General features: G+C 29.9%; 21 protein-coding genes, 3 pseudogenes and 1 riboswitch. Of the genes and pseudogenes, 5 read left to right on the plus strand and 19 right to left on the minus strand.

All coding sequences use genetic code 11. The features are described 5' to 3' along the window. Window positions 1-55 precede the first annotated feature (55 nt). Window positions 56-1294 carry an MFS transporter gene (locus C1715_RS17130; protein WP_102401570.1) on the plus strand — a complete coding sequence of 413 codons (1239 nt, stop codon included), beginning with the start codon at window positions 56-58 and terminating at the stop codon, window positions 1292-1294. Between the two features lie 253 nt (window positions 1295-1547). Next, complete coding sequence (locus tag C1715_RS17135; RefSeq protein ID WP_102401571.1) at window positions 1548-2204, plus strand: DUF4397 domain-containing protein; 657 nt, start codon at window positions 1548-1550, stop codon at window positions 2202-2204. Window positions 2205-2324: 120 nt separating this feature from the next. On the opposite strand, the gene C1715_RS17140 is transcribed toward C1715_RS17135, so the two are convergent. The 18 genes and pseudogenes from C1715_RS17140 to C1715_RS17225 all read right to left on the minus strand — a co-directional run bounded on the left by C1715_RS17140 (window position 2325) and on the right by C1715_RS17225 (window position 18707). After that, window positions 2325-2489 (minus strand): DUF1540 domain-containing protein, encoded by a 165-nt coding sequence (locus tag C1715_RS17140; protein ID WP_102401572.1) that lies wholly within the window; start codon window positions 2487-2489, stop codon window positions 2325-2327. A gap of 159 nt (window positions 2490-2648) precedes the next feature. Beyond that, window positions 2649-2942 (minus strand): hypothetical protein, encoded by a 294-nt coding sequence (locus C1715_RS17145; RefSeq protein ID WP_207654984.1) that lies wholly within the window; start codon window positions 2940-2942, stop codon window positions 2649-2651. 169 nt (window positions 2943-3111) lie between these two features. Continuing rightward, window positions 3112-4464 carry a cobyrinic acid a,c-diamide synthase CobB gene (locus C1715_RS17150; protein ID WP_102401574.1) on the minus strand — a complete coding sequence of 451 codons (1353 nt, stop codon included), beginning with the start codon at window positions 4462-4464 and terminating at the stop codon, window positions 3112-3114. A gap of 47 nt (window positions 4465-4511) precedes the next feature. Beyond that, window positions 4512-5306, minus strand: a complete 795-nt coding sequence (locus C1715_RS17155; protein WP_102401575.1) for a sirohydrochlorin cobaltochelatase — start codon at window positions 5304-5306, stop codon at window positions 4512-4514. Between the two features lie 160 nt (window positions 5307-5466). Continuing rightward, window positions 5467-5775 (minus strand): annotated as a pseudogene (locus C1715_RS17160) (RNA-guided endonuclease InsQ/TnpB family protein); the annotation flags it as partial. 228 nt (window positions 5776-6003) lie between these two features. Then, a pseudogene (locus C1715_RS17165) lies at window positions 6004-6933 on the minus strand (RNA-guided endonuclease InsQ/TnpB family protein); the annotation flags it as partial. A gap of 60 nt (window positions 6934-6993) precedes the next feature. After that, window positions 6994-7116, minus strand: a pseudogene (locus C1715_RS19885) (MerR family transcriptional regulator); the annotation flags it as partial. Window positions 7117-7317: 201 nt separating this feature from the next. Next, window positions 7318-8091, minus strand: coding sequence for a cobalt-precorrin-6A reductase (locus C1715_RS17175; RefSeq protein ID WP_102401576.1), 774 nt, complete (start codon window positions 8089-8091; stop codon window positions 7318-7320). A 23-nt stretch (window positions 8092-8114) separates the two neighbouring features. Beyond that, window positions 8115-8849, minus strand: a complete 735-nt coding sequence (gene cobJ, locus C1715_RS17180; RefSeq protein WP_102401577.1) for a precorrin-3B C(17)-methyltransferase — start codon at window positions 8847-8849, stop codon at window positions 8115-8117. A gap of 131 nt (window positions 8850-8980) precedes the next feature. Further along, window positions 8981-10072, minus strand: a complete 1092-nt coding sequence (cbiG, locus tag C1715_RS17185; RefSeq protein ID WP_102401578.1) for a cobalt-precorrin 5A hydrolase — start codon at window positions 10070-10072, stop codon at window positions 8981-8983. Window positions 10073-10111: 39 nt separating this feature from the next. After that, window positions 10112-10855, minus strand: coding sequence for a precorrin-4 C(11)-methyltransferase (gene cobM, locus C1715_RS17190; protein ID WP_102401579.1), 744 nt, complete (start codon window positions 10853-10855; stop codon window positions 10112-10114). A 62-nt stretch (window positions 10856-10917) separates the two neighbouring features. Then, window positions 10918-11583 (minus strand): cobalt-factor II C(20)-methyltransferase, encoded by a 666-nt coding sequence (locus C1715_RS17195; RefSeq protein ID WP_102401580.1) that lies wholly within the window; start codon window positions 11581-11583, stop codon window positions 10918-10920. Window positions 11584-11617: 34 nt separating this feature from the next. Continuing rightward, window positions 11618-12181, minus strand: a complete 564-nt coding sequence (gene cbiT, locus C1715_RS17200) for a precorrin-6Y C5,15-methyltransferase (decarboxylating) subunit CbiT (RefSeq protein ID WP_102401581.1) — start codon at window positions 12179-12181, stop codon at window positions 11618-11620. Then, complete coding sequence (gene cbiE / locus C1715_RS20370) at window positions 12169-13263, minus strand: precorrin-6y C5,15-methyltransferase (decarboxylating) subunit CbiE (protein ID WP_278320126.1); 1095 nt, start codon at window positions 13261-13263, stop codon at window positions 12169-12171. The genes cbiT and cbiE overlap by 13 nt, the downstream gene beginning before the upstream one ends. Window positions 13264-13294: 31 nt before the next feature. Then, on the minus strand, window positions 13295-14566 hold the full coding sequence (gene cbiD, locus C1715_RS17210; protein ID WP_102401582.1) for a cobalt-precorrin-5B (C(1))-methyltransferase CbiD: 1272 nt from the start codon (window positions 14564-14566) through the stop codon (window positions 13295-13297). Between the two features lie 29 nt (window positions 14567-14595). Beyond that, entirely contained in the window at window positions 14596-15225 is a 630-nt protein-coding gene (locus C1715_RS17215; protein WP_102401583.1) for a precorrin-8X methylmutase, read from the minus strand. 187 nt (window positions 15226-15412) lie between these two features. After that, a complete protein-coding gene (cbiB, locus tag C1715_RS17220; protein ID WP_102401584.1) occupies window positions 15413-16372 on the minus strand; it encodes an adenosylcobinamide-phosphate synthase CbiB in 960 nt (319 codons plus the stop codon). A 708-nt stretch (window positions 16373-17080) separates the two neighbouring features. Continuing rightward, window positions 17081-17265: riboswitch (cobalamin riboswitch) on the minus strand. A 380-nt stretch (window positions 17266-17645) separates the two neighbouring features. After that, window positions 17646-18707, minus strand: coding sequence for a pyridoxal phosphate-dependent aminotransferase (locus C1715_RS17225; protein WP_102401585.1), 1062 nt, complete (start codon window positions 18705-18707; stop codon window positions 17646-17648). Between the two features lie 393 nt (window positions 18708-19100). On the opposite strand from C1715_RS17225, the gene C1715_RS17230 reads away from it, so the two are divergent. Then, window positions 19101-20528, plus strand: a complete 1428-nt coding sequence (locus C1715_RS17230) for a TldD/PmbA family protein (protein WP_102401586.1) — start codon at window positions 19101-19103, stop codon at window positions 20526-20528. Next, on the plus strand, window positions 20528-21829 hold the full coding sequence (locus C1715_RS17235; RefSeq protein ID WP_102401587.1) for a metallopeptidase TldD-related protein: 1302 nt from the start codon (window positions 20528-20530) through the stop codon (window positions 21827-21829). The genes C1715_RS17230 and C1715_RS17235 overlap by 1 nt, the downstream gene beginning before the upstream one ends. A 99-nt stretch (window positions 21830-21928) precedes the next feature. Here the strand turns inward: C1715_RS17235 and C1715_RS17240 are convergent, their stop codons facing one another. After that, window positions 21929-22624, minus strand: a complete 696-nt coding sequence (locus C1715_RS17240; protein ID WP_102401588.1) for a cyclic nucleotide-binding domain-containing protein — start codon at window positions 22622-22624, stop codon at window positions 21929-21931. Window positions 22625-22798: 174 nt separating this feature from the next. On the opposite strand from C1715_RS17240, the gene C1715_RS17245 reads away from it, so the two are divergent. Continuing rightward, window positions 22799-24238: a DDE-type integrase/transposase/recombinase gene (locus C1715_RS17245; RefSeq protein WP_102398978.1), complete on the plus strand. Its 1440-nt coding sequence runs from the start codon at window positions 22799-22801 to the stop codon at window positions 24236-24238. Window positions 24239-24529: the final 291 nt, after the last annotated feature.

Below are 24529 nucleotides of genomic sequence, written 5' to 3' on the forward strand. Positions count from 1 at the left end.
CTTTACGCTACAAAAAATTGTTATCAATATTTTATAATAGAGAGTGTGATTAACTATGAATATTAAAAACAAGTTAAATGATTATTTTCCAGCTTTAACTCATAAAAATTTTAGATATTTTTGGCTTGGCTCTATAGTTTCATTAATAGGAACATGGATGCAAAATACTGGTCAGTCCTGGCTAGTTCTTACCCTTACTAATTCACCATTTAAATTAAGCTTAGTAAATGCACTACAGTTTACTCCTGTACTCTTATTTTCACTATTTGCTGGTGCAATCATAGACAAACTCCCTAAAAAGAAGATTCTTGTTTTTACGCAAAGTGTAATGATGATATTAGCATTAGTCCTTGCTTTACTAGTATTTACAAATAAAGCCCAATATTGGCATATACTGATTCTTGCTACATTACTGGGCTGTGCTAATACTTTAGATATGCCCACTAGGCAATCTTTTATGATAGAATTAGTAGGGAAAAATAACCTTTTAAATGCTATAGCACTAAATTCATCTGTTTTTAATGCTGCACGTCTTATAGGTCCTGCTATTTCAGGACTTATGATACATATGCTTGGTTTTACATGGTGCTTTTTTTTAAATGCACTTAGCTTTATACCTTTAATATATGGTATATATAGTATGAAAATACAAAATACTAATCCTAAAAGAAACTCAAATAAAAATTTATTTAAGGAAGTTAAGGAAGGTCTAATATATATATCTAAGAATCCAAAAATATATAGAACAATTATACTTATAGGAATAGTTGGAACTTTTATTATGAATTACAATATTCTAATACCTCTTCAAGCAAAAATAGTCTTAAATGAAAGTTCAAAAGGCTATGGATACCTAATGTCTTATATGGGTGCTGGTTCACTAATATCTGCAATATTAGTAGCTGCATATAATAAATCCGGTTCTAAAAAAACTCTTTTGTATTTTAGTGCTTTTTCAGTATCATTGGCATTAATTTTAATTGGTTTCTCTAAAAGCTTTGCATTTACAGGTTTTTTCCTATTTTTAGCAGGAATATTTAACATACTATTTTCCACCACCGCTAACTCTAGAGTTCAATTAAATTCTAATGATGAATATCGTGGGAGAGTAATGAGCATATATTCTTTAGTTTTTGCAGGTTCAACTCCTATTGGAAGTCTTATAACTGGTTATATAAGTAATAACTTTGGAGTTTCTATAACATTTATCATTAATGGAATTATTGCACTTTTATTATCACTAATTCTTTTATTAACTTCTTTTAATTTTAAAAATGCAAAGACTATCAAATAAATCTCTATTTTAAAGGGTACTGTCGCACTAAAAATAAATACTACAATATATTGTGTTAAGTTTAAACTTGCAACACAGTATATTGTATGTAAATTTCTTAATGCCACCGCCCCTTTTTTTAATATCTACATGATAATTCGTTATATTTTTATTAATTTTTTCATTAAGACAAATATAAAATATTTCAATATGTAACATATTTTTTTTTAACTCATATAATTATATTGTAGCATTTCATGAGAGGATATTTTATATGTTTTTTGATCCATATTTTTATAATTATAATCAATTTGATAGATTGACCCCTTTTTTTTCATACGTAAGACTTCTTCATGCTTCTCCTGATGCTCCTGCTGTAGACATATATCTAGATAATACTTTAATTGCAAAAAACTTGTCTTATAAAAACTTCACAGAATATTTGTCTATACCTACAGGCCTTCATAATTTAATGGTATTTCCAGCAGGAAATAAAAAAACTCCTGTTATAAATACTAATATTTTTATTCCTGAGAAAAAAATATTTACTGCAGCAGTTATTGGGAGTCTAGATAATATATCTATAGACCTTATTTCTGAACCTATGAAAGAAATTCCAAGCAATAAAACTCTAGTACGTTTTATTCATCTTTCACCGGACAGTCCTTCTGTAGACATTACACTTCCAAATGGCACGAAGTTATTCGAAGATGTAGAATATAAAGAAGTAACTGACTACATTTCTGTAGATCCTGGTTTATACACATTACAAGCTCGCTTATCAGATACTGATAAAGTTATTCTAACTGTGCCTAAAATACGTCTAAAACCAAATCGTTTTTATTCAATATACGCTGTAGGTCTTTCTAATGGTAATCCACCTTTACAGGTTTTAATCCCCTTAGACGGAAATACTTATTTAAAATTCTAATGTGTGTTGAACCTGCTCACAACTCAATTAATAATGAGTTGTGAGTTTTCTTTTTAATAAGTATAAAATTTAAAAAATATAAACTCCAATTTTAAATTAGAGTTTATATTTAAATTCATTCTATTGCATTTCAAAACTTCCACAGTCAGTAGCTTCTTGAGTTTCAACCATACTATCATTTTTTACCACTTTTATCTTATTTAATGTACAGTAATCAGCATTTTTAGAATGATATTTGCACTCATTCACTGTACATTCTATACTATCATTACGTTTGTCAAACATATAAAACTCCCTCCTTATAAGTTAATTCTTTATTATTATCTTCAAAAAAAGTTTTTATATTCATGCACATCAAACACCTTTTTGCCTTTCTTCCATTCACAATACACAATTAAATAATACCTGTCCCTAACTTATATAAGCTAGAGACAGGTATTATTGCTATTGTAGCATAGGCCTCATTATATCTTTTTCATAATCATATATAAATATTAAATTTCTATTTTCTACTTCCTTAAACTTTTCTAATAAATTTAAAGTTCCACAAGAAGTTATAATGGTAACTTTACGTTTTTTTTCTAATAATTGTTTTACCTTGTGAACTATATCAAAATCTTTTAATTCATAATGGTAATAAACATCGCTACCAATAAACATATTTAATTTTTCCGCTATGGGATTTCCTTTTTCCTCTAAACTAATAAAAACATAATTCATTTTATCACCTAATTTCATATAATTACATATTTCAGCTCTCATTCAAATATTTATATTGAAAATGAGCTTCTTAAATAAAATACAAAATTTTTGATTTATATTTTACTCCTAAAAATTATATAACAAAAAAGTAATTTCTACAAATATTAAAAGCAAAATATTTCTATGAAAATATTGTATAAAAATATCATTTTAAAAAATTCTTATTTCCAAAGAAATGTATATGTGCATATGCTCCCAATGTATTCTTCTTAATATATCCACATTCCCACTGCTTTATTTCTCCTGTAATTGTTTCTTTTTTTAGCTTATAAATTTTCTTCTCATTACAATTTACTTTAGATCTGTGGAATTCATGACAATTTATCTTACTTCCCCTAAAAACTATACTATTCTCTTCACTTACTTCAATTTGTGCATATCCAAAATTTTGGAGCCTATTTGTCATATAACTTACTCCATTAAAAAATCCAACAGTATCCTTAATATTTAATCCCTTATAATTATTAAGCATGTATTTATTAATTTTCTCTTCTTTATACCCTTGAATTAAGCCCTTAGTTAAATACATTAATCCCCCGCATTCTGCAAAACACTTAAGTCCATTATTTAATTTATTATAAATACTATTTAGCATGGACGTATTTTGTGAAAGTTCATCAATAAAAACCTCTGGATAGCCACCACCTATATATAGAAAATCTGTATTTTCAGGAATCTTTTTATCAGCAATCGGACTAAAAAAAGTAACCTCTCCCATTTCCTCTAGCATCTCTAAATTTTCTTTATAATAAAAACTAAAAGCCTTATCATAGGCTACAGCAGTTCTAATATTATTATTTTCCATATGGAAATTGTCTTGGTACTTTTTACATTCATTCATGTTTTCTATAAGAGCATTTAAATCCACATGCTTATGTATTAATTCAGCACAAATATCTATTTTACTGTGAATATCATTTATTTCACTACTTTGTATCAATCCCAGATGTCTACTTTTTATACTTAATCTATCGTCTTTAGGTATATATCCAAAAACGTTAGTTTTGCAATTATTTTCTATTGCAATTTTTAAGATTTTATAATAAGATTCACTTACATTATTTAAAATTATTCCACATATTTTTACCTTGTCAAAATTTATTATACCATTTATTTCTGCACATAAAGTTGCCATTTGTGCACTAGGAGATAATACCAGTACCACTGGTAAGTCTAATAATTTTGCTACATGTGAAGTAGAATACTCAGAATTTATTCCTTTACCATCGTATAAACCCATGACTCCCTCTACTACAGCAATATCACCATTACCTCTAGAAAAACTTGCCTTAACTCCTTCTTCTCCCATGAGAAAAATATCCAAATTTCTAGATGTTTTTCCTGTAATTGTAGAGTGAAAAGCCGGATCTATATAATCTGGTCCAACTTTATATCCTTGCACTCCAAATCCTTTATTCATTAGAGCTCTCATTAATCCTAAAGTAACAGTGGTCTTTCCACCACCACTTTTATTTGAACCTACAACTATTCCTTTCACTAATTCCACCCCAAACTATTGTAATATATTTGAAGTATTCTAAACTTCTACAAAAGTAAATTTTTAATTTTTTCTATGTATATATCTTGTATAGATAAATTTTCACCTAACCCATGAAGATAAACAGTAGATTGAATTCCATTATTTTTTAATATGTTTTTCCATGAATCCTCTTCATCTCCGGACATGTCATTATTTGCATGGTCTCCAGCCACTAACATAAATGGCATTAATACTACATTATCTATTTTATTTTTCTTAAGTCTTCTTATTACATTATCTAAGGTAGGATATCCTTCTACTGTCCCTACAAATATATTTTCAAGTTCACTTTCTTCTAATATGTATTGTAATAATGCATAACAAGCATTGGAATAATGCGTAGTTCCATGCCCCATTAAAACAACACCTTCATTACTTTTCATTGTTGAAATTTGATTTTTTAGAGCACTTACTGCTTCTTCATATTCTTTTTCTTCATAAAGTAATGGGGTACCAATAATTATTTTATCAAATAAATTCGTATATTCATTAACAGTTTCCTTTACTGCATCATATTCTATGCCAGGAATTATATGTAATGGTTGAACTATAACCTCATTAAATCCATCAGCTTTCATTCTATCCAAAGCTTCTTTGGTGCTATCTATATGAATATTTTCATTTCTTTTAATCTTTTTTCTTATAATTCCTGAAGTAAATGCTCTTCTAATCTCATATTCCTGAAAACTATTTTTAATTTTGCTCTCTATAGCCTCTATGGTTAATTTTCTTGTGTCTTCATAGCTAGTACCAAAACTCACCACAAGAATTCCTTTTTTACCACTGCTAGCTTCACTCATATTAATATCCTGCTACTCAAAATATGGTCAAATGTATCCATATTGAGATTTTTACTGCTTCAATGTACTCTGTCTTGCCTAAGCTACTACAGTTTGTATAGCACTCCACAGTCGTTAATTCCCCAAATAGCCTTGGGTACATATATAAGTGCTTGTTTAATTAAGCTATCTTATATTCTTTAGCATTGGCTAAATTTATTGAAGCATTTAAATCTCTATCAATAGAAAGCCCACAACTGCATTTATAAACTCTATCAGATAGTTTTAAATCTTTCTTATATGCTCCACAACAGCTACACATTTTACTACTTGGATAGAATCTATCAACTATTCTTATCTCAATGCCATTTTGTTTAGCTTTTGAAATAAGTTTAATTCTAAATTCATAAAATTTTTGCCCAGCAATTACCTTTGCTAAATGCCTATTCTTCATCATTCCACTTACATTTAAATCTTCAATAGTTATAAACAGAACTCTTAGCTTCAGATGAAGTTTTTACTCCATCTGAAGGTTAGAGATCGTTATCCAGGGACGTAGCTGCCGTTATCTCCCACTTTGTTAGAAGTGGGAGTATTACGGCAGGTAGTCATCGGATAAAACTTGGTTTTTGTTTTATTAACTCATTTACTGTTTTATTTATATAATCAGTTCTTATATTTGTAAGTCTTTGATGAAGTTTTTGTACCTTGACTATTNCTTTTGCCCAGCAATTACCTTTGCTAAATGCCTATTCTTCATCATTCCACTTACATTTAAATCTTCAATAGTTATAAAACTTGGTTTTTGTTTTATTAACTCATTCACTGTTTTATTTATGTAATCAGTTCTTATATTTGTAAGTCTTTGATGAAGTTTTTGTACCTTGACTATTTGTTTTTGGATATTTTGACGAGTAGCTTCTCCTTTCTCTTTTTTATTTCTTAATTTTAAACTTTCATATTTCCTTGAAAGCTTTCTTTGCTCACGTTTTAGTTTCTTTTCTGCTTTTTTAACTGTTTTAGTTTTGTTAATATTCTTTTTAGTTAAGCCATTATTACAAATTGCAAAATTCTTTAGTCCAAGGTCTACGCCTATTCCTTCTGAATAAGGTTTATTGTCTAAATTAATAGCTTCTTCAACTAAAATTGAAACAAAATATCTATCTGCTTTTTGACTTACTATACCACTTTTAACAATAGAGTTAACTGGAATGTATCCAAATTCTTTTAATCTAATCCAACCTAAAGTCGGAACTTTAACCCTATGTCTTTCAATAGTCCAATCTGTTTTATTATTCTTTGGAAAGTAAGCTTTAACATCTTGATTTTTCTTTTTCTTAAATTTAGGGAAATTTGCTTTACCATCAAAAAACTTTTTAAAAGCTTTTTCTCCATTCATAATGGCTTGTTTAGTAGCTTTGGAAGACACTTCTTTAATCCAAGCTTTGTCAGGATGATGAGGAATATATTTGTTATTAAGCCATTTAGAAAAATCCATACCACTAATAAATTTTTTCTCTTTTTCATAAACTTCTTTATTATGAGCAATATAAAAATTGTATATAAACCTACTTACACCAATAGTTTGATGAATTTTAGTTATCTGTTCTTCTGTTGGTTTAATTTCTATTTTGTATGCTTTTTTCAACTTCTTCATCTTCCTTTATCTTTTTCTTAAATTTTCTTTGTATTGCTCATAAGTATATTATCTTCTATTTGTTGGTGTTCTAAATGCTTTTAATATTCCTTCGTTATCCCTTCTTTGTAATGTTCTAACTGATACATTAATTAACTCTACAACTTCATTTGGTTTATAATTATTATTTTTCAAATGTACTCACTTCCTTTTCATAAGTACATTTTACTATAGTTAATTACTTTTATTTATATTTTAAATAACTAAAGATATCTCCTACTACTCTATTTAAGGAAAATTTTTAAATTTAAAAACTTTTTTAACTACTTTTTCGTTATTTTTTAATTTCTTAACCTATATTTTATGGAAACTCCCTAAAAAAGTTCTTTCCTTAATTTAAATTTTCAATTTTATATTTTTAATATACTCTATCATTTCTTCTATACTCATAAATACCTTATCTAATTTCTTATTACTTCTCTTAATCACAATGGCGTAAATATCCGCAGCTATAGCAGCCTCTAGCTTCTCTCCTGTTCCGCCTTCCACTCCACTATCCTTCATAATAATAGCTTTGGCATTATATTCTCTTATGAAACTTAAATTTAAATCATAACTTATAGGACCCTTTATAGCTATTAAATCCTCTAATTTAACGCCTAAATTAAAACATTCTTCCATGACCTTTAAAGATGGCAAAACCCTATGAATTATTCTATTTTTTAATCCCAGTTTGAGTATTTTGTCCATATTTCTACTTCCGCTAGTATTTAATATATTTCCCTTAACATTTTTCACGCATTCATATATATCCTCATATGTATCCACTTGTATCAATTTTTCATACCTATCATATTTTTCTACTACAGATGGGCGCTCATACCTTATATATGGTATTTTACATACCTGGCATGCTTTTACCACATTCTCCGTAACCTCTAGGGCATATGGATGTGATGCATCTATAAAAATTTTAATATTATGAAGCTTTATAACTTCAATAATTTGTTCTAAATTTAATGGTGATGAATTCAAAACTTTATATTTATAATTTTCCAAAAGCTCCCCACCATATTTAGTAGCAGTGGAAATAAACAAATCTTCTGTGAACTCGTTTAACATAGATACTATTTTTTTACCCTCTGATGTTCCAACTATAAGGCCTATCATTTATTTCACCTTCATTCCTGCTATTATAAATTAAAATCCTCTTTATTTTCATATCCTCTAGGAGTTATAAAAATATTATCTTTAACATAGCTTTGGCTGTTTCCTATTATAACTATTGAAAGCATATCAACTACACTGTCATCAAAATTGTCTAATGTGAAAATATACGTTTTCTGACCATCTCTCAAAGCATTTTTCACCACAGCTACTGGAGTTTTACCATCTCTATACTTTCTAACAATGTTTAATACCTCTGCCAAATTATTGGGTCTAGATTTACTTTTAGGATTATATAAAGATATTATGAAATCTCCTTGTACCGCTAATTCCACCCTCTTTTTTATAACATCGTATGGAGTCAATAAGTCACTTAAGCTTATGTTACAGTTGTCATGCATAAGAGGTGCCCCTACAATAGATGCAGCTGATGACGACGCAGTAACACCTGGTATGATTTCAACAACTTCATTATTTCTCATCTGAAGTATAAGCCCTGCCATTCCGTATATACCAGCATCACCAGTACTTATTATTGCAACTTTTCTCTCCCTACTTAATTCTAAAGCTTTTTTACATCTAGGAATTTCTCCCTTCATACCTGTGGAGAAAACCTCTTTTCCCTGTATTAATGGAGATATTAAATCAATATATTTAGTGTATCCTATTATAACCTCACTGTCCTCTATAGCCTTCTTAGCTTTTATTGTCATATGTTCAATTCCACCTGGACCCATTCCAATTACATAAAGCTTTCCCATGTTTTTCTCCTCTCTAATACATTCAAAATATTAAGACCTTTCCCTGTATTTCTAAAAATTAATAATACTTTTTCTTATTAAATTACCTACTGATTCTATATTTTCCGTATCCTCTATCTTTTTAACGTGTTTTAAGCCTCTTTTCCAATGGCACAAGTCATGCCATCCTTGCTTAACTTATTCATAAGAAAAGTTTCTCCTCCAGCCAATTCTACGCACGGCTCACAAACACATGTTGCTCCTATGGTTTTTTCAACAAAATTGCTTCCTAAATATTTATGCTGAATCTTTCTAATGTCATCAATTGAAAATATCTTTAATTCTGCATTTAGTTTTTCTGATAAGTTTATTATAGCCGCTTCATTCCTTTTTACTTCCACAGTAGCCACTGAACTTATAGCTCTTAAATCTATATTTAACTTTTCTAATTCATCATGAACTATGGTTAGCATTTTTTCTTTATCATAATTTTTTCTACATCCTATACCCACAATAATATTTTTTCTTATAAGTTTTAAAACAGGTATATCCATAAAATCCATAAAATTTATTTTATTAGTCACTGCAACTACTGCACATATATTATTTTTTTTAAGGAAATCATAAAATCCCAACTTGCTTAATTGAAAAAATACTTCATTGTCCTCTTTATTATTTTTATTTATGTTCTTATGGTTTAAAGAAGTTAATTCCTCTAAATTTAAATATCCACTAGGAGTTTTAATGAAGCCTTCTTCATCTAAAAATATAACTTTTTCACCATGCACCAATTTTGCTGACACGTCCTTTGCCTTATTTAAATCTTCAATTACTAAATCATATCTTTTAGCAATAATATCTGGTGCTACAATGCCTAAGTTATCTGTTGCTGTAGTTATTATAGACTCTGCATTAATGATATTAGATACTTTAATAGCTAAATCATTAGCCCCTCCTATATGTCCACTTAAAAGACTTATTGCATATTTAGAACTGCTGTCAACTACTATTACTGCTGGATCTTTATCTTTAGTTTTTATATAAGGTGCAATGGCTCTAACGGCTATTCCCGTAGAAGATATAAATATAATGTTTCTAAACTCCTTCATTACCCTTCTAGCTATATTATTTATTCCTTCCTTAACAACCATTTCTCTAGTATAAACAATACATTCAATACTAGAAGATATAGCCTTTGCAATTTCATCTCCAGCATTAGTAACACTCACTATAACACTTTCCATACCTAGGACTCCTTTTTACAACTTTGTCCAATAACTCTACTATTTTCTAAACATATGTGAGAAGTTTTTATCATATAATTTACTCTTGTCATACTCACAATCAATAAAATCTCCTACTAATATTTGAGCACATCTAGTAATATGTGCTTCTTTTACTTTTGTAGCTATATCATCTAATGTACCCACAACTATTCTTTCATCTGGCCAACTAGCTTTTTCTATTACTGCTATAGGTACATTCCTACCATAGCCTTTTTTTAGTTTTTCTACTACTTTTTCTATCATGCTTACAGATAAAAATATAGCCATAGATGCTCCTATTTTAGCTAAATTCTCTAAATCCTCTTTCCCTGGTACAGGAGTTCTTCCCTCTACTCTAGTAAGGATAACCGTTTGTGAAACATTAGGAAGTGTAAATTCTTTTTTTATAGCTGATGCTGCTGCAGCAAAAGAACTAACCCCTGGGATAACTTTATATGCTATATTAAATTTATCTAGCTCATCCATTTGTTCCTTGATTGCTCCATATATTGATGGCTCTCCAGTATGTAATCTTACAACTAATTTATTCTCTTCTTCAGCTTTTTTTATAACCTCAATAACTTCATCTAAGTTCATAGAAGCAGAGTTATATATTTTGGTACCTTCTTTGCAAAATTCCAAATGCTTATTATTTACTAATGATCCCGCATATATTACCACATGGGCCTTAGTTAAAATATCTCTTCCCTTAACTGTTATTAAATCCACATCTCCTGGGCCTGCACCTATAAAATATACCATTTTAACTCCTCCATTCATTTACGAAAACTTATTTCTTTAACAATTACTATTTTTATGAACTACTATTTTTTATGTGCTATTATCAAGCTCATATATTCCCTGCTCTTTAATATTTCTTCTCTATTTCTTATAATTTCTTGTCCTTCTCTTCCAGCCTTTTTAATGTAAACATAATCGTAACCACTGCTCTCCAAGAAATCCAATACCTTTTCCTCTATCTTATAAACCTTCATTATTGCTAAATTCTTTTGACCTTTAACCGTATCTAATCTAGTAGCTGGAAGTACTAATAAAGGTTCATCACCTATTACTAAGTACTCATTAGCTACACTAGCACAGGCACAAAATGAAGTTATTCCCGGAACTGTCTCCACTTCAAACCCGTCATCCTTTAAATTCTGTAGAAGATAAATATATGTACTAAATATAAATGGATCTCCTATGGTTAAAAATACAACATCTTGACCTATGCTTAATCTTTTTTCGACTTTTTTAGCATTTTCTCTTATTTTTATTTCCTGCTCAGGCCCTCCCATTGGGAAATGCATAACTAAAACTTCAGCATCCTTTTTTATAAACTCTTCAACAGTGTCATAAGCTATACTTTTTCCACCGTTTTTAGCACTTGGTACCACAATAACATCTGAATTTTGTATTATTTTAACAGCTTTTAAAGTTAAAAGTTCCGTATCTCCTGGCCCTACACCTATGCCGTATAATTTTGCCATATTAAAATCCTCGCTTTCTATTAATGAACTTTGTTTAGTTTTTATTAGCTACCAGTATAAAAATTGGATTGTTAGCCATAAGCATACCACTCTTGCCTTTAAGCTTACTTACAGCTATTTGAGTACATTCTGTCTTGTATCCAATTTTATTTAAAAACTTCATTGCCCTATATAAATTGCTTATGGTTATAAAGTTTAAAACCATAACTCCTTCTTCTTTCAATTTATTGCTATATTCACTTATAATGTCTTCGATGTTCCCTCCGCTTCCTCCAATAAATATAGCATCAAACATATCTTTTATATTATTTATAACCTCCAAAGCCTCACCTTTAATAAGTTCTAAATTTGTACAGTTAAATTTTTTCTTATTTTGCTCCATAACTTCTATAGCATCTTCCTCTTTTTCAATAGCTATAACTTTTCCCTCACTACAAATTTTACTGCACTGAATGCTTATGCTGCCCGTTCCAGCTCCTATATCTAAAACTTTGTGATCCTTTTGTAAGTTCATTTTAGAGATACTTAAAATTCTAACTTCCTCCTTTGTCATAGGAGGATTTCCTCTTATAAATTCTTCATCTTTTATAAAATACATTTTTCAATCACCACCACACATAAGTCACTGTAACTCTTCCTTGCCATTTCTAAAAGAGTTCCCGAAGAGATTTTTTCTTCATCATAAGATAAATTTTCTCCAACGTATACCTTTATTCCTAAACCTGCCCCTGCTGATTCTAATGATTCTGTTAAATCTATGCATTTCACCATGCCTGTCCCTATTAATTTGCTGGCTACTCCTGCTGTTTTACAACTTTCCCCTGTTAAATTTAACCCTGCCTTTAATAATTTCTCACAAAGCACATCAGGTGTATTCTTTTTATCTGTAAGCCAAATGGATATTTTATAACTTTTTACCATATCTACAAAATCTTCTTCTCTACCATGCATACTTCCAGTAAAAGCCTCATTCCAAGGAACTGCTATTTTACTCATCATATATTGGAAAGAGNCCATTTCTAAAAGAGTTCCCGAAGAGATTTTTTCTTCATCATAAGATAAATTTTCTCCAACGTATACCTTTATTCCTAAACCTGCCCCTGCTGATTCTAATGATTCTGTTAAATCTATGGATTTCACCATGCCTGTCCCTATTAATTTGCTGGCTACTCCTGCTGTTTTACAACTTTCCCCTGTTAAATTTAACCCTGCCTTTAATAATTTCTCACAAAGCACATCAGGTGTATTCTTTTTATCTGTAAGCCAAATGGATATTTTATAACTTTTTACCATATCTACAAAATCTTCTTCTCTACCATGCATACTTCCAGTAAAAGCCTCATTCCAAGGAACTGCTATTTTACTCATCATATATTGGAAAGAGCTTATTCCCGTTATCACTTCTATATGACCCTTATAATTATTTTTAATATAATTAGTTATTCCATAATAACAAGGATCTCCTGAAGCAGCTATTGCTATATCTTCATCAGAATTATTATTTATATATTCCACTATTTCCTTTAAGCTCTTTACTTCAACCTTTTGATTTTTTATAAAATATAAGCTTTCTATGGCCCTTTTAAATCCCAATACCTTATGAACTTTTTCCATCACATCTATAGCCTTAGGAATTATATAATTCTTATGACCTGGACCTATTCCTACTATGTAAATCATAAAGTCCTCCTTATAGAATTAAACTGTATATTTATTGTTCCTTACTCTTTATCCCTCTTTCACTTTTATGTTTTTTGTCTCTTCTTGTATCATATAATATTCCAATATCCATGGAGTATATTATTACCTCTGGAGAAATTTCATCGTGGGTATAAGTTTTAATTCTATGAACTATTTTGTTACATATATTCCGGAATAACTCAGTAAAATTCCACCAACCATACCCAAGTTTTTTACCACTACTTTCTAATTCATCATATTTTTCTCTAGTTTCAGTTGTAGATTCACTATATCTATCCTCAACTTTCTCAGCAGTTTCATCACACTTGTCCCTGGCTGCCTTTGACATTCCACTTCTTTCCCACAAAAGATTTACGGCTCCTTCTGTGGTCTTTTGGCTATAAACTTCTCTCACAAGTTCTACTGGTGCCCCCATTAATGCAAGTTCTAATGCCAACACCTCTAGCCTTACATCGCTAACTCTACTATGGGTGTTAAAACATCCAGCAGACACTTTTCCTAGTTTACCTATATGACCAACTATTGTAATATTTTCAATTCCCTGTTGAAGACAGCTATCCAATGCAAAACCAACGTAATTAGACATTATAACCATGGCCTTTTCATTAAGCTTAAGTTTCTTTGCCATATCCTCTCCCATATTTCCAAACAAAAGAATTAAATCCTTTTGTCCACTTTTAACCTTTTGACTTATTTCCAGGGCAATAGATTCCTTAAGCGCTTCTTCTGACATAGGAGTAACAATTCCGGTAGTCCCAAGTATAGATATACCTCCAACTATATTAAGTCTAGGGTTAAATGTTTTCTTAGCTATCTCCTCTCCCCTAGGTACAAATATAGTTATTTCTACTCCACTTTCTGCAGGCAATGCATCTCTGACTTCTTTTTCTATCATCTTTCTTGGAACTGGATTAATAGCATATTCTCCTTCAGGTACATAAAGTCCCGGGCTCTTAACTACCCCTACACCCTTTCCACCTTTTAGAATATATCCACTTTCTCTCATCTCAGCTCTAGCCCATATTTCCAAACCATCCGTTATATCCGGGTCATCTCCTGCATCCTTAATAACACAACATTGAACAAAATTTATTCCCCTTTCAATTTTCTCGATTTCTAAATAGAGTTCAATGCCCTTTGGAGTGTCTATTCTTACATTATCCAAAATCTCATTATTAAAAAGCATCATAGTTGCCGCTTTAGCTGCAGCTGCTGCACAAGAACCTGTAGTATATCCACATCTTAATTTTTTTCCTTCACTGTTAACATATAAATTTAGCATAGTTACACACCCTATTTCTTGGTTTCTTATTATTCCCTTTCTATAAGCATATACATTAAAGCATTTACTATAGAAGCTGCCACTGTACTGCCTCCCTTTCTTCCTCTAACAGTTATCATAGGCACATCTAATTTTTCTGCTTCTTCTTTTGATTCAGCTGCTCCAACAAATCCTATAGGACAACCTACTATAAACTTAGCCTTAGATTTCCCCTCTAAAATCATTTCCTTCAATCTAAACAATGCTGTTGGTGCATTTCCAAATACAAAAAATTCTACTCCATCCTCTACAGCTTTCTCCACCGCTGCCATGGACCTAGTAATACCTCTTTCCTTAGCTATTTTACTTACATAACTTTCACTTACATAACTAATAACTTTGCAATTTAACTTTTCTAAAGCACTCTTATTAATTCCTGAAGCCGCCATTTTTGTATCTGTATAAATAGTAATCCCCTTTTTCAAAAGTTTTAGTGCCTCATCTATAGCCCCAGGTCTTATATAAACTAATTCCTTATACTCAAAATCTGCTGTAGTATGTATTACCCTTTTTATTATTTGAAGTTCTCTTTCATTAAAATTATGAGCTCCCATTTCTTCCCCTATTATTTCAAAACTTCTTTTTTCAATGTCCATTGGAACCTTTATGTATTCTTTCACAATTACCCCTCCTATGTTTTATAACTAGCTCAGCTTTCACATATAATTTTCAAACTGTACATTAATTTTCAATTTTAAATTATGATTTTATAACCTGGAAAGCTGAATAATTAAAAATTTCCTTAAAAGATTAATATATTGAGCAATTAATTTTGTACCGATGAATTTTAAAACAGCTAAGCTATATCTAGCTAAATTTAGATATTACACTTACCACAATATAGATTATTAACATAAGCATTTCAGAAAAATACATTAATTTTATAACATCCACTATATGTTCCTTAGTTAACTCTATTATTTTATCCCCAATAGTTGGTTTATATATAACTTCACCAAAATATGTATTGATCCCCCCAAGCTGCACTCTCATAGCTCCTGCCGCAGCTGCTTCCGGATATGCACAATTAGGACTTTTATGATTTTTTCTATCTCTTATCATTATTTTAAAGGACTTTACTATATTTCCACCTACTAAAGGAGAAACAAAACACATTAAAATTCCTGTAACTCTTGCAGGGATTAAATTAAATACATCATCCACCTTAGCAGGAAAATATCCAATATCTTTGTATTCCTTGGTCAGATATCCTAGCATAGAATCCATAGTATTTATACCCTTATACATCATGGCTAAAGGTGCCCCACCTATCATAGCAAAAATCAAAGGAGCTATAACCCCATCAGCAGTATTTTCAGCTACAGTTTCCACATCTGCCCTAATAACTTCATCTTCAGAAAGATGTTTAGTCTCCCTTCCTACTATGTATGAGAGCTTTAGCCTAGCATCTTCAATATCACCATTCTTTAAAGACCTACAAACCTTTATAGCCTCATCCTTCAAACATTTGCATGCAATGGTTGTCCACAATATTAGTATGTTTATTATATGATGTAGTAAAGGAATCTTTTCTGTAAATTTTAAAATAAAATATGGAATAGCAAAACTAATTCCAGCTACTAATATAACAATAATTCCTCCAAAAAATTTTAACTGCCTAGGACTTTTAGATATTTTTCTAAATGTCTTTTCTAAACATCTTATAAACTTACCTATGTATATAACTGGATGTGGAAATCCATAGGGATCCCCTATTAGCCAGTCTATAGCTACAGCTATTAGTACATCTAAAAAATTTAAATACATAATATATCTTCCCCCATATTCATAATTGAAAATTTAGTCAATACCTAAATGATTAATAGTCTCTTAGACTTAAAGCTCCAAACTTAAAATTAATCTGGTCTTTATTGATAATTGAGTATTGTAACAGATTATTTCTTTGAATGTGCCTAATTCAAATTACAAATTAAAATAGAGAGTATACCACTTTAAAAATATAAATTATAAAACTTTTAGTAATATAGTATATTAAAACCTTTAAAAAGATTATCAAAATAACTTATTGTGCTTTTCCTATCTATATTTCATGTGATTGTAACCTTTTTTTAACTTTTAATTATATTACTTATAATATAATTAAATTAATAAGTAATTTATAGGAAGTGATTCACATGAAAAAATCCTTTATAAAAAAATCTTTTAACATAGTCCCATTCATAGGTATTATATTCATATCAATAATAGCATTGGAATTAACATTTTTATCGATTTAAATACAATAAAATTTAATTTCCCCTTCATTCATTTTTATTTCCCTGCTTTTTTCAAAGCTGGGATTTTATTTTTTAGACTATTATTCTATACAGTGTTAAAATCAATAATTTGAAAAACTCAAAATTATGTTTCTTAGGTACGCTATAAGCATTTTTGTATAAATAAAAAACAGTAGTTCTGAGAAAACTACTGTTGAAATTACCATTTTAAACTTCAAAAGTACCTTCCCTCCGAAAGCCTTGTTTATTAATTTAGGCAGGTTTCCTGACTCTAGCATCGTCCTCCTCCCTTCCTTCCCTAGCCGTATGACCGGTGGATTTTAGAGATTTGTTCACTATTACAGTAGCGGGGGCTGCTGTGGAATTTCACCACATTCCCTTTTAACCAATTTTTATTTTGGCACCTAAACTTCTTAATTTATTTAATTTTTTCACCATGTTAATTATAATACAAATCTGAAAACTTTAATAGTTATTTATAAATTTAATAAAATGATTATCCCACAAAAAGCATTACATTACCTGAATTATGAAATTTCTCTGGAATGACTTGCATAAGAAGCAAAAGAACTGTTTAAATTTAATTTTAGAAATTCTTCTTTTAGACAGATAAAATTATCGTAAGCCTAGCAAGGACGCCAGGCTAGCGAACCTGAAGCAGGACGCTGAATGTGAGCGTTAGATAATTTTATATGGCTAAAAGATTAGAATTTCTTAAATTAAATTTATTGTTCCGAGCTTTTATGCAAGTTATGGAGGAGAAATTTCATAATTCCACCACATTGTACCTTATTGTGGGTTAATCATAAAATATCTCTATAAAAATTTTTTAATATACTAATTAATATATCATTTCTTCTCTTATCTTTTATTGCAAGCCTAGCATAATATTCATTTAATCCCTTATAATTAGAGCATTTACGTATTAAAAGGCCTTTCTCTAAACAATAATCGTAAAGCTTATTACAATCAGTTCCCTTAAGCTTAACTAATAAAAAATTAGCATTAGTTGTAAACACTTTATCTATGAATTCTATATCTTTTAACTGCTCTGTAAGAAACTTTTTTTCACTATTTATCCATATTAAGGAATTTTCCATATACTTTGTATCTTTTAAAACATACTTAACAGCAGTTTCTGCAAAACAATTTATATTCCAAGGATTTTGCTTTTTACTTATATTTTGAAGTAAATCTTTGTTTTTACTTATGCCATACCCAAACCTGATACCAGGCATACCAAAAAATTTTGTAAGAGCCCTTATGATAAATATGCATTTATAACTTTCTAATTCTTTTATAAAACTTTTTTCATTATCTCCTACAAATTCTATAAAAGCTTCGTCTATAATTATGGTTTTATCTTCTCTTTCACAGATATCTAATATGCTTTTAAATTTATCTTTATTAATTATTCCTCCATTAGGATTATTAGGATTTCCAATTACCAAAGCCTCTACATTTGGAATTTTTTTTAGTATATCATCATAGTCATAGCTCATATCATCTTTGTTTAAATAGGAATGCTCTATTTTACACCCATGCTTTTTCCCGTCAATCTCATATTCTGCAAATGAAGGCACAACTATCAATATACTTTTGAAACAAGCTATACATAAATCTATTATTTCTGCCGCCCCATTTCCAAGAAGAAAATTTTCTTCATTTACACCTGTATAATCACTTAAGCTTTTTAAAATCTCTCTATATTTTATATCTGGATATCTTGTACAATTATTTAAAGCCTCATTTATATTATTTATAAAACTTTCTGGTATTCCCAAAGGATTTATATTAGAACTAAAATCTATAAGCTCCACTCCTTTTAATACTCCATTTGTATAAATATCTCCACCATGTATCAAAATAGCACCACCAATCATTATGTAGTTAATATATTTATTATATTTTATCACAAAATTATAGAATATGATTAACCCACAAAAAGGTACACTGTGGTGGAATAATGAAATTTCTCCTCCATGACTTGCCTAAGAGCTTGGAACAATAAATTTAATTTAAGAAATTCTAATCTTTTAACCATATAAAATAGCCTTTATTCTAAATAACTACATTAAAAATGTTTACCCATACGTACATTACTTCAGTCCATGAATACAATATTTAAAAATTATATAGTTTTTTGTTAAATTTACATATATTTGTTGTATTCCATATTTACCAGTAATACAATGGTCTTATGGATACCTATTACAAATATAAAATGTTACAACTATATTATACAAGGAGGGGGCTTAATGAAAGTTCAATTATCAAATTTTTTAACTAAAAGTAAACCAATAATAAAACAACTAGTATCAATTCTTTCAAAACATTATAAATATGTATCTATTTTAGGGTCAGATAACTATGGAAAAGCATTTAATGTAAGAAGAACTAGTACAGATTTAAATGACTCTTTTTGGAATGAAAGGGGTTTTGTGTTAAGAGTACACAATGGAATAAATTACTCTGAACTATCATTTAATCAAATAGATAGTAATGTGGAACACATGGCAAAGTCCATGATAAAAACACTAGATAACCAATTAAATAATTTAAAGAATTTAAAAACAAAAATTTCTCCTTACCCAATAATTAAAGAAGAGAAGTTAACAAAAACCTTTAATGGAGATGTAAATTTAGATTTTTCTTCTATGAGTAATGAAGAAATACTAGAAAAAATGAATTCTATAAAAAATGAAGCTTTAGTTCTTTCAGAATTTATCTTAGACTTTATAGTAAACTTTCAATCTGTAAAGGTATCTAAAATATTCATATCTTCGGATAAAGATCTTGAACAATCCTATATATGGAGCGAAGCCATTCTTGCTAGCATTGCCAGAAAAGACTCTAAGACAAAATCTTATTACAAAACATTCTCAGGTCTTAAGGGACTTGAAGTTTTAGATGAAATGAAAGCTACGGTTAAACCTGTAGTTGATACCTGTGTAGAACTATTAAATTCTAGTGCTATAGAACCTGGTGAATATGAGGTAATATGTGATCCTCTAGTTTCAGGAATCATAGCTCATGAAGCTTTTGGTCATGGAGTAGAAATGGATATGTTTGTTAAAAACAGAGCAAAAGCAAAGGAATACATGAATAAAGAAGTAGCTTCTTCACTTGTGACCATGCACGATGGTTCTCGAAGCTGCGACCAGGTTTCTTCCTATCTTTTTGATGATGAAGGAGTTTTAGGTGGTAACACTGTGGTTATAGATAAAGGTATACTCAAAAGTGGATTTTCTGACACTTTATCTGCTTTAAAATTAAATATTAAATCTAGTGGAAACGGCAAAAGACAATCTTTTGAAAGAAAAGCTTATGCAAGAATGACAAACACATTTTTTGAAGGTGGAAATGATAACTTACAGGACATGATAGCATCTATAAAACACGGCTTTTTATTAGAGTGTGCAAACAGCGGAATGGAAGACCCTAAAAACTGGGGTATTCAATGCATAGTTACCTTGGGAAGAGAAATAAAAGATGGAAAGTTAACAGGGAAAATGGTATCTCCAGTTATATTGACAGGTTATGTTCCAGATGTTTTAAAATCTATCTCTATGCTTTCAAAAGATGTGGAATTAGAAGGTGTTGGAGCTTGTGGTAAAGGTTATAAAGAGTACGTAAAGGTATCCTGTGGAGGACCATATATTAAAGCGAAAGTGAGGTTAGGATAATGATTACTATTATAAAAAATATCTTATCGGCTAAAGATATAAGTGGATATAAAATAATAGAAAGTATTACAGAATCTGTAGAGTTATTCTTTATAAAAAAAGAACTCCATATGGATAGAAGCAAAAAAGTTCACTATTTTAATGTAACAGTATATAAAAACTTTGAAGAAGATGGGAAAAAGTTTACCGGTTCCTCTACCTGTAATGTATATCCTACTATGACAGAAAAAGAAATAGATCATATACTAGAAGACGCTGCTTATTCTGCAAGTCTTATTAAAAATGAATTTTATCCTCTTCCAAAAGCATCAGGTAAAATTTCTGATATGATGGTTTCAAGTTTTGCTTCTCACGAACTCTCCTATTGGATTCCTAAACTTACAGACGCAATATTTAAATATGACAATCATGAAAAAGGCTGCATAAATTCCTGTGAATTATTCTTAAATAAAATATACAACAGAATAGTTAATTCAGAAGGAATAGACGTAAATTATGAACAATACAAAGGTGAGTTAGAATTCATAGTTAATTGGAAAGAATCAGGAGAAGAAATTGAACTTTACAAATTTATTAAATTCTCCGATTTTGATGAAAAATTTATATCTGGAAATATTAAAGAAATGTTGGAATTAGCAAGAGAAAAAGCTATAGCCACAACTACTGTTAAATCCGGAAAATATACATTACTATTAACCGGTTCTCCAGTAAAAGAACTATTCAGCTACTATTTTGCTAGATCTAATGTTTCTGCTGTATACGACCAAATATCTCAGTGGAAAATAAACCAAAAGATACAAGGAGAAAATATCAAAGGTGATGCCATTACTATGGTTTTAAATCCTAAAATGAAAAACTCAATCTTTTCCGTACCTTATGATCAAGACGGTGTAGCTTTGGACAAAGTCACTATAATAGAAAATGGAGTACTAAATAATTATCACGGAAGCAATAGATATAGCTACTATTTAAACCAACCTACCACAGGTTCTATTAATAATATGGAATTTTTAGGAGGTTCTAAAACAATAGAAGACTTAAAAAAATCACCTTACATTGAACTAGTATCTTTCTCTGATTTCCAGCTTAATCCTCTAACTGGAGATTTCGGAGGAGAAATTAGACTAGGTTGGTATTTCGATGGAGAAAAAACTATTCCTATAACTGGTGGCTCCCTCTCTGGAAATATAAATGAAGTTCATAAGGAAATGTATTTATCTAAAGAACTTCAGCAATTTAATGGCTTTATAGGTCCCAAAACTGTTCAAATGTTTGATTTAACTGTAGCAGGAATACAATAAATATTTATAAAAATGGGAACATCCATAGATTTGTATAAACAACTTTGTGGATATTCCCTATTATTACTGTAGTTAACTTATAGTAATACTATCTAATATCTATTCGTAATGCCCCCCAGACATATCTTTCAATCTCTCATAATCCAATATTACTATTTCTTTATTATTTTTCTTTATAATTCCACTGTCACATAAATCCTTAATCACCCTGTTTAGATGTCTATAACTAACTCCAAAAAAATTCGCTAGCTCAGTTAAATTATTAGTTTTTATTTCATCAATTAATCTATTGTTATTTTCATCAGATGTTATAGCTATTAAATAACTGGCAAACCTGTTTATAAAAGGATAAGCTTGATTTAAAGCTGATAAATTTGAAAATGTATAGAGTTTATGACTTAAATTTTCAATTACAAATCTTAGAAAAAGACTATCTTCGCTAGCATATTTTTTTACATCCTCTACATTAATTCCTATTATAATAGCTTCATTTAAAGCTTCTACATTATTTTTAACTTTGTATTTTTTAAATAATTCTAAATCACCCACTATTGATAACGGAGTACTAAATCTTAACAATGTAGACTTGCCATTTAAAAGCAAATTGAATACTTTAAGCTTTCCTTTAACCAAAAAGTATATCCACTCTAATTCATCATCAATTTTACAAATCATCTCTCCTTTTTCACAAAGAAAAAGTTTCATATATGGAGACATATCCTTATCAAATATAGTATCCAGTTGAAATTTATCTATATAATGTTTCATTAAATTTTTATCATTAAGTAATTTCATAAAATTATCACCTCTATAAATTCGTTAGTGTAAAGTTTTTTTACACTATTTTTATAAAATTTCTTTATATATCAAGGGTTACAGAGTTTTTTAAATAAAAAAACAATGACCCCCTTTTTTATGCTATAATTGAATCGCCAAAACACAAAAATAACATGAAAGGATGTCATTGCTATGGATTCAATTATAACTTATTTAATTTCCTATAATCAATATCTTTTAAAAATAATTTATCAATTACTTATGTTTATTTGTAAATACATTCCTCTTAAGCAGTGGGCTTTTGAGGATTCACATAGTCCCGAATATCAAAAATTCAAAGTGGATAAACTACCTAAAATTGTTCGTTTTGAAAAGGTAGACTATCAACTTCTTTTAGCTTACTATAAACATAAATATAATAAACTAACCAAACCTGTTCAGAGACGTAATGGGAAGTCCGTCCCTGAAAATATCCTATGTCCTAAATGCGGTGCCCCTCACCAGTATATCTACGATAATAATGGCTCTAGAGGTCAATACCAGTGCAAGGTTTGTGGTCAAAATTTTAATGAAAGTAACCACACTACTAAACCTATAGTATTTAGTTGTCCTTATTGCGGACAAACTCTTTCTTCAAAGAAAGATCGTAAGCATTTTAGAATACATAAATGTGTTAATCCTAAGTGTTCCTACTACCGCAAGAACTTAGACAAACTGCCTAAAGACTTAAGTGACGCTGATAAACACAAGTACAAGCTCCACTACATCTATCGTGAGTTCACCATAGATTTCTTCAAAATGGACTTACATGAACTTCCTTCTAGAGCAATTAACTTTAAGTATAAGAAGTTCAATGCCCACATTATGGGGCTTTGCCTTACTTATCACGTTAATCTTAAGCTATCTACTAGGCAGACAGCACATGCCTTGGAGGAAGTACATGGTATAAAGATTTCACATACAATGATTGCTAATTATGCTATGACTGCTGCCGCAGTTATAAAGCCATTTGTAGATACTTTTGACTATAATCCTTCTAACATCCTTTCTGCTGATGAAACATACATTAAGGTAAAAGGCATAAAGCATTATGTTTGGATTATCATGGATGCTTGTAAAAAGTCTATTCTTGGCTACCAAGTATCCGATACTCGTGCTGTAGGTCCATGTATCCTCGCTATGCGTATGGCTTTTGAGAAGTTTAAAAACTTCCCTAATAAAGCCTTAAAATTCATTGCAGATGGCTATAGTGCCTACCCTCTTGCAAGTCAGCAGTGTAAACTCGTTAATGGCTGGGACTTTGATGTTACTCAAGTTATCGGACTCACCAATAATGATGCTGTATCCACCGAATTTCGTTGGGTAAAGCAAGTAGTAGAACGGCTTAACCGCACCTTCAAGTCTTCTTATCGCGTTACCTGCGGTTATGGAAGCGAGAATGGTGCACTTTATGGCGTTTCCCTTTGGGTTGCCTATTATAACTTTCTACGTCCTCATCCTTATAACTACTGGAAGCCACTAAATGAGATAGATATTTTAACTAATGCGGGCAATATGCCTGCTAAGTGGCAATTACTTATTTACCTTGGTCAACAAACAATATTAAAGATGCAAACTGAAAATTCTGCTTAATTTAGTTGTAAAGTAAATATGGGATATTTATTAACCACTACGTGAATAACTCAATGTAGAGATTACTAATATCAAAAATTTTCCTTCACTCAAAAGGATTTTTTGTCATGCCTAAAATTCGTTATTTCATCTTCAAATCACAAAGTATTTTATTATTCTGCGTCCTTCGGGCAAAACATTTTTAAACTTAGCTTTTTCATATTTCACTTTACACTATCATAAATTCTAGTATAACTGCTATAAAAAAAATAAAATAGGACATAAGTCCTATTTAGGCACATTCAAATAAAT

The organism is Haloimpatiens massiliensis, assembly GCF_900184255.1.
GTDB classification, from domain to species: Bacteria; Bacillota; Clostridia; order Clostridiales; family Clostridiaceae; genus Haloimpatiens; species Haloimpatiens massiliensis.

Excerpts from the sequence above, each read along its gene's own strand:
- C1715_RS17130 (WP_102401570.1), top strand. The coding sequence starts at position 56 with ATGAATATTAAAAACAAGTTAAATGATTATTTTCCAGCTTTAACTCAT.
- C1715_RS17135 (WP_102401571.1), top strand. The coding sequence starts at position 1,548 with ATGTTTTTTGATCCATATTTTTATAATTATAATCAATTTGATAGATTG.
- C1715_RS17140 (WP_102401572.1), bottom strand. The coding sequence starts at position 2,489 with ATGTTTGACAAACGTAATGATAGTATAGAATGTACAGTGAATGAGTGC.
- C1715_RS17145 (WP_207654984.1), bottom strand. The coding sequence starts at position 2,942 with ATGAAATTAGGTGATAAAATGAATTATGTTTTTATTAGTTTAGAGGAA.
- C1715_RS17155 (WP_102401575.1), bottom strand. The coding sequence starts at position 5,306 with ATGAGTGAAGCTAGCAGTGGTAAAAAAGGAATTCTTGTGGTGAGTTTT.
- C1715_RS17175 (WP_102401576.1), bottom strand. The coding sequence starts at position 8,091 with ATGATAGGCCTTATAGTTGGAACATCAGAGGGTAAAAAAATAGTATCT.
- cobJ (WP_102401577.1), bottom strand. The coding sequence starts at position 8,849 with ATGGGAAAGCTTTATGTAATTGGAATGGGTCCAGGTGGAATTGAACAT.
- cbiG (WP_102401578.1), bottom strand. The coding sequence starts at position 10,072 with ATGGAAAGTGTTATAGTGAGTGTTACTAATGCTGGAGATGAAATTGCA.
- cobM (WP_102401579.1), bottom strand. The coding sequence starts at position 10,855 with ATGGTATATTTTATAGGTGCAGGCCCAGGAGATGTGGATTTAATAACA.
- C1715_RS17195 (WP_102401580.1), bottom strand. The coding sequence starts at position 11,583 with ATGGCAAAATTATACGGCATAGGTGTAGGGCCAGGAGATACGGAACTT.
- cbiT (WP_102401581.1), bottom strand. The coding sequence starts at position 12,181 with ATGTATTTTATAAAAGATGAAGAATTTATAAGAGGAAATCCTCCTATG.
- cbiD (WP_102401582.1), bottom strand. The coding sequence starts at position 14,566 with ATGCTAAATTTATATGTTAACAGTGAAGGAAAAAAATTAAGATGTGGA.
- cbiB (WP_102401584.1), bottom strand. The coding sequence starts at position 16,372 with ATGTATTTAAATTTTTTAGATGTACTAATAGCTGTAGCTATAGACTGG.
- C1715_RS17230 (WP_102401586.1), top strand. The coding sequence starts at position 19,101 with ATGAAAGTTCAATTATCAAATTTTTTAACTAAAAGTAAACCAATAATA.
- C1715_RS17235 (WP_102401587.1), top strand. The coding sequence starts at position 20,528 with ATGATTACTATTATAAAAAATATCTTATCGGCTAAAGATATAAGTGGA.
- C1715_RS17240 (WP_102401588.1), bottom strand. The coding sequence starts at position 22,624 with ATGAAATTACTTAATGATAAAAATTTAATGAAACATTATATAGATAAA.
- C1715_RS17245 (WP_102398978.1), top strand. The coding sequence starts at position 22,799 with ATGGATTCAATTATAACTTATTTAATTTCCTATAATCAATATCTTTTA.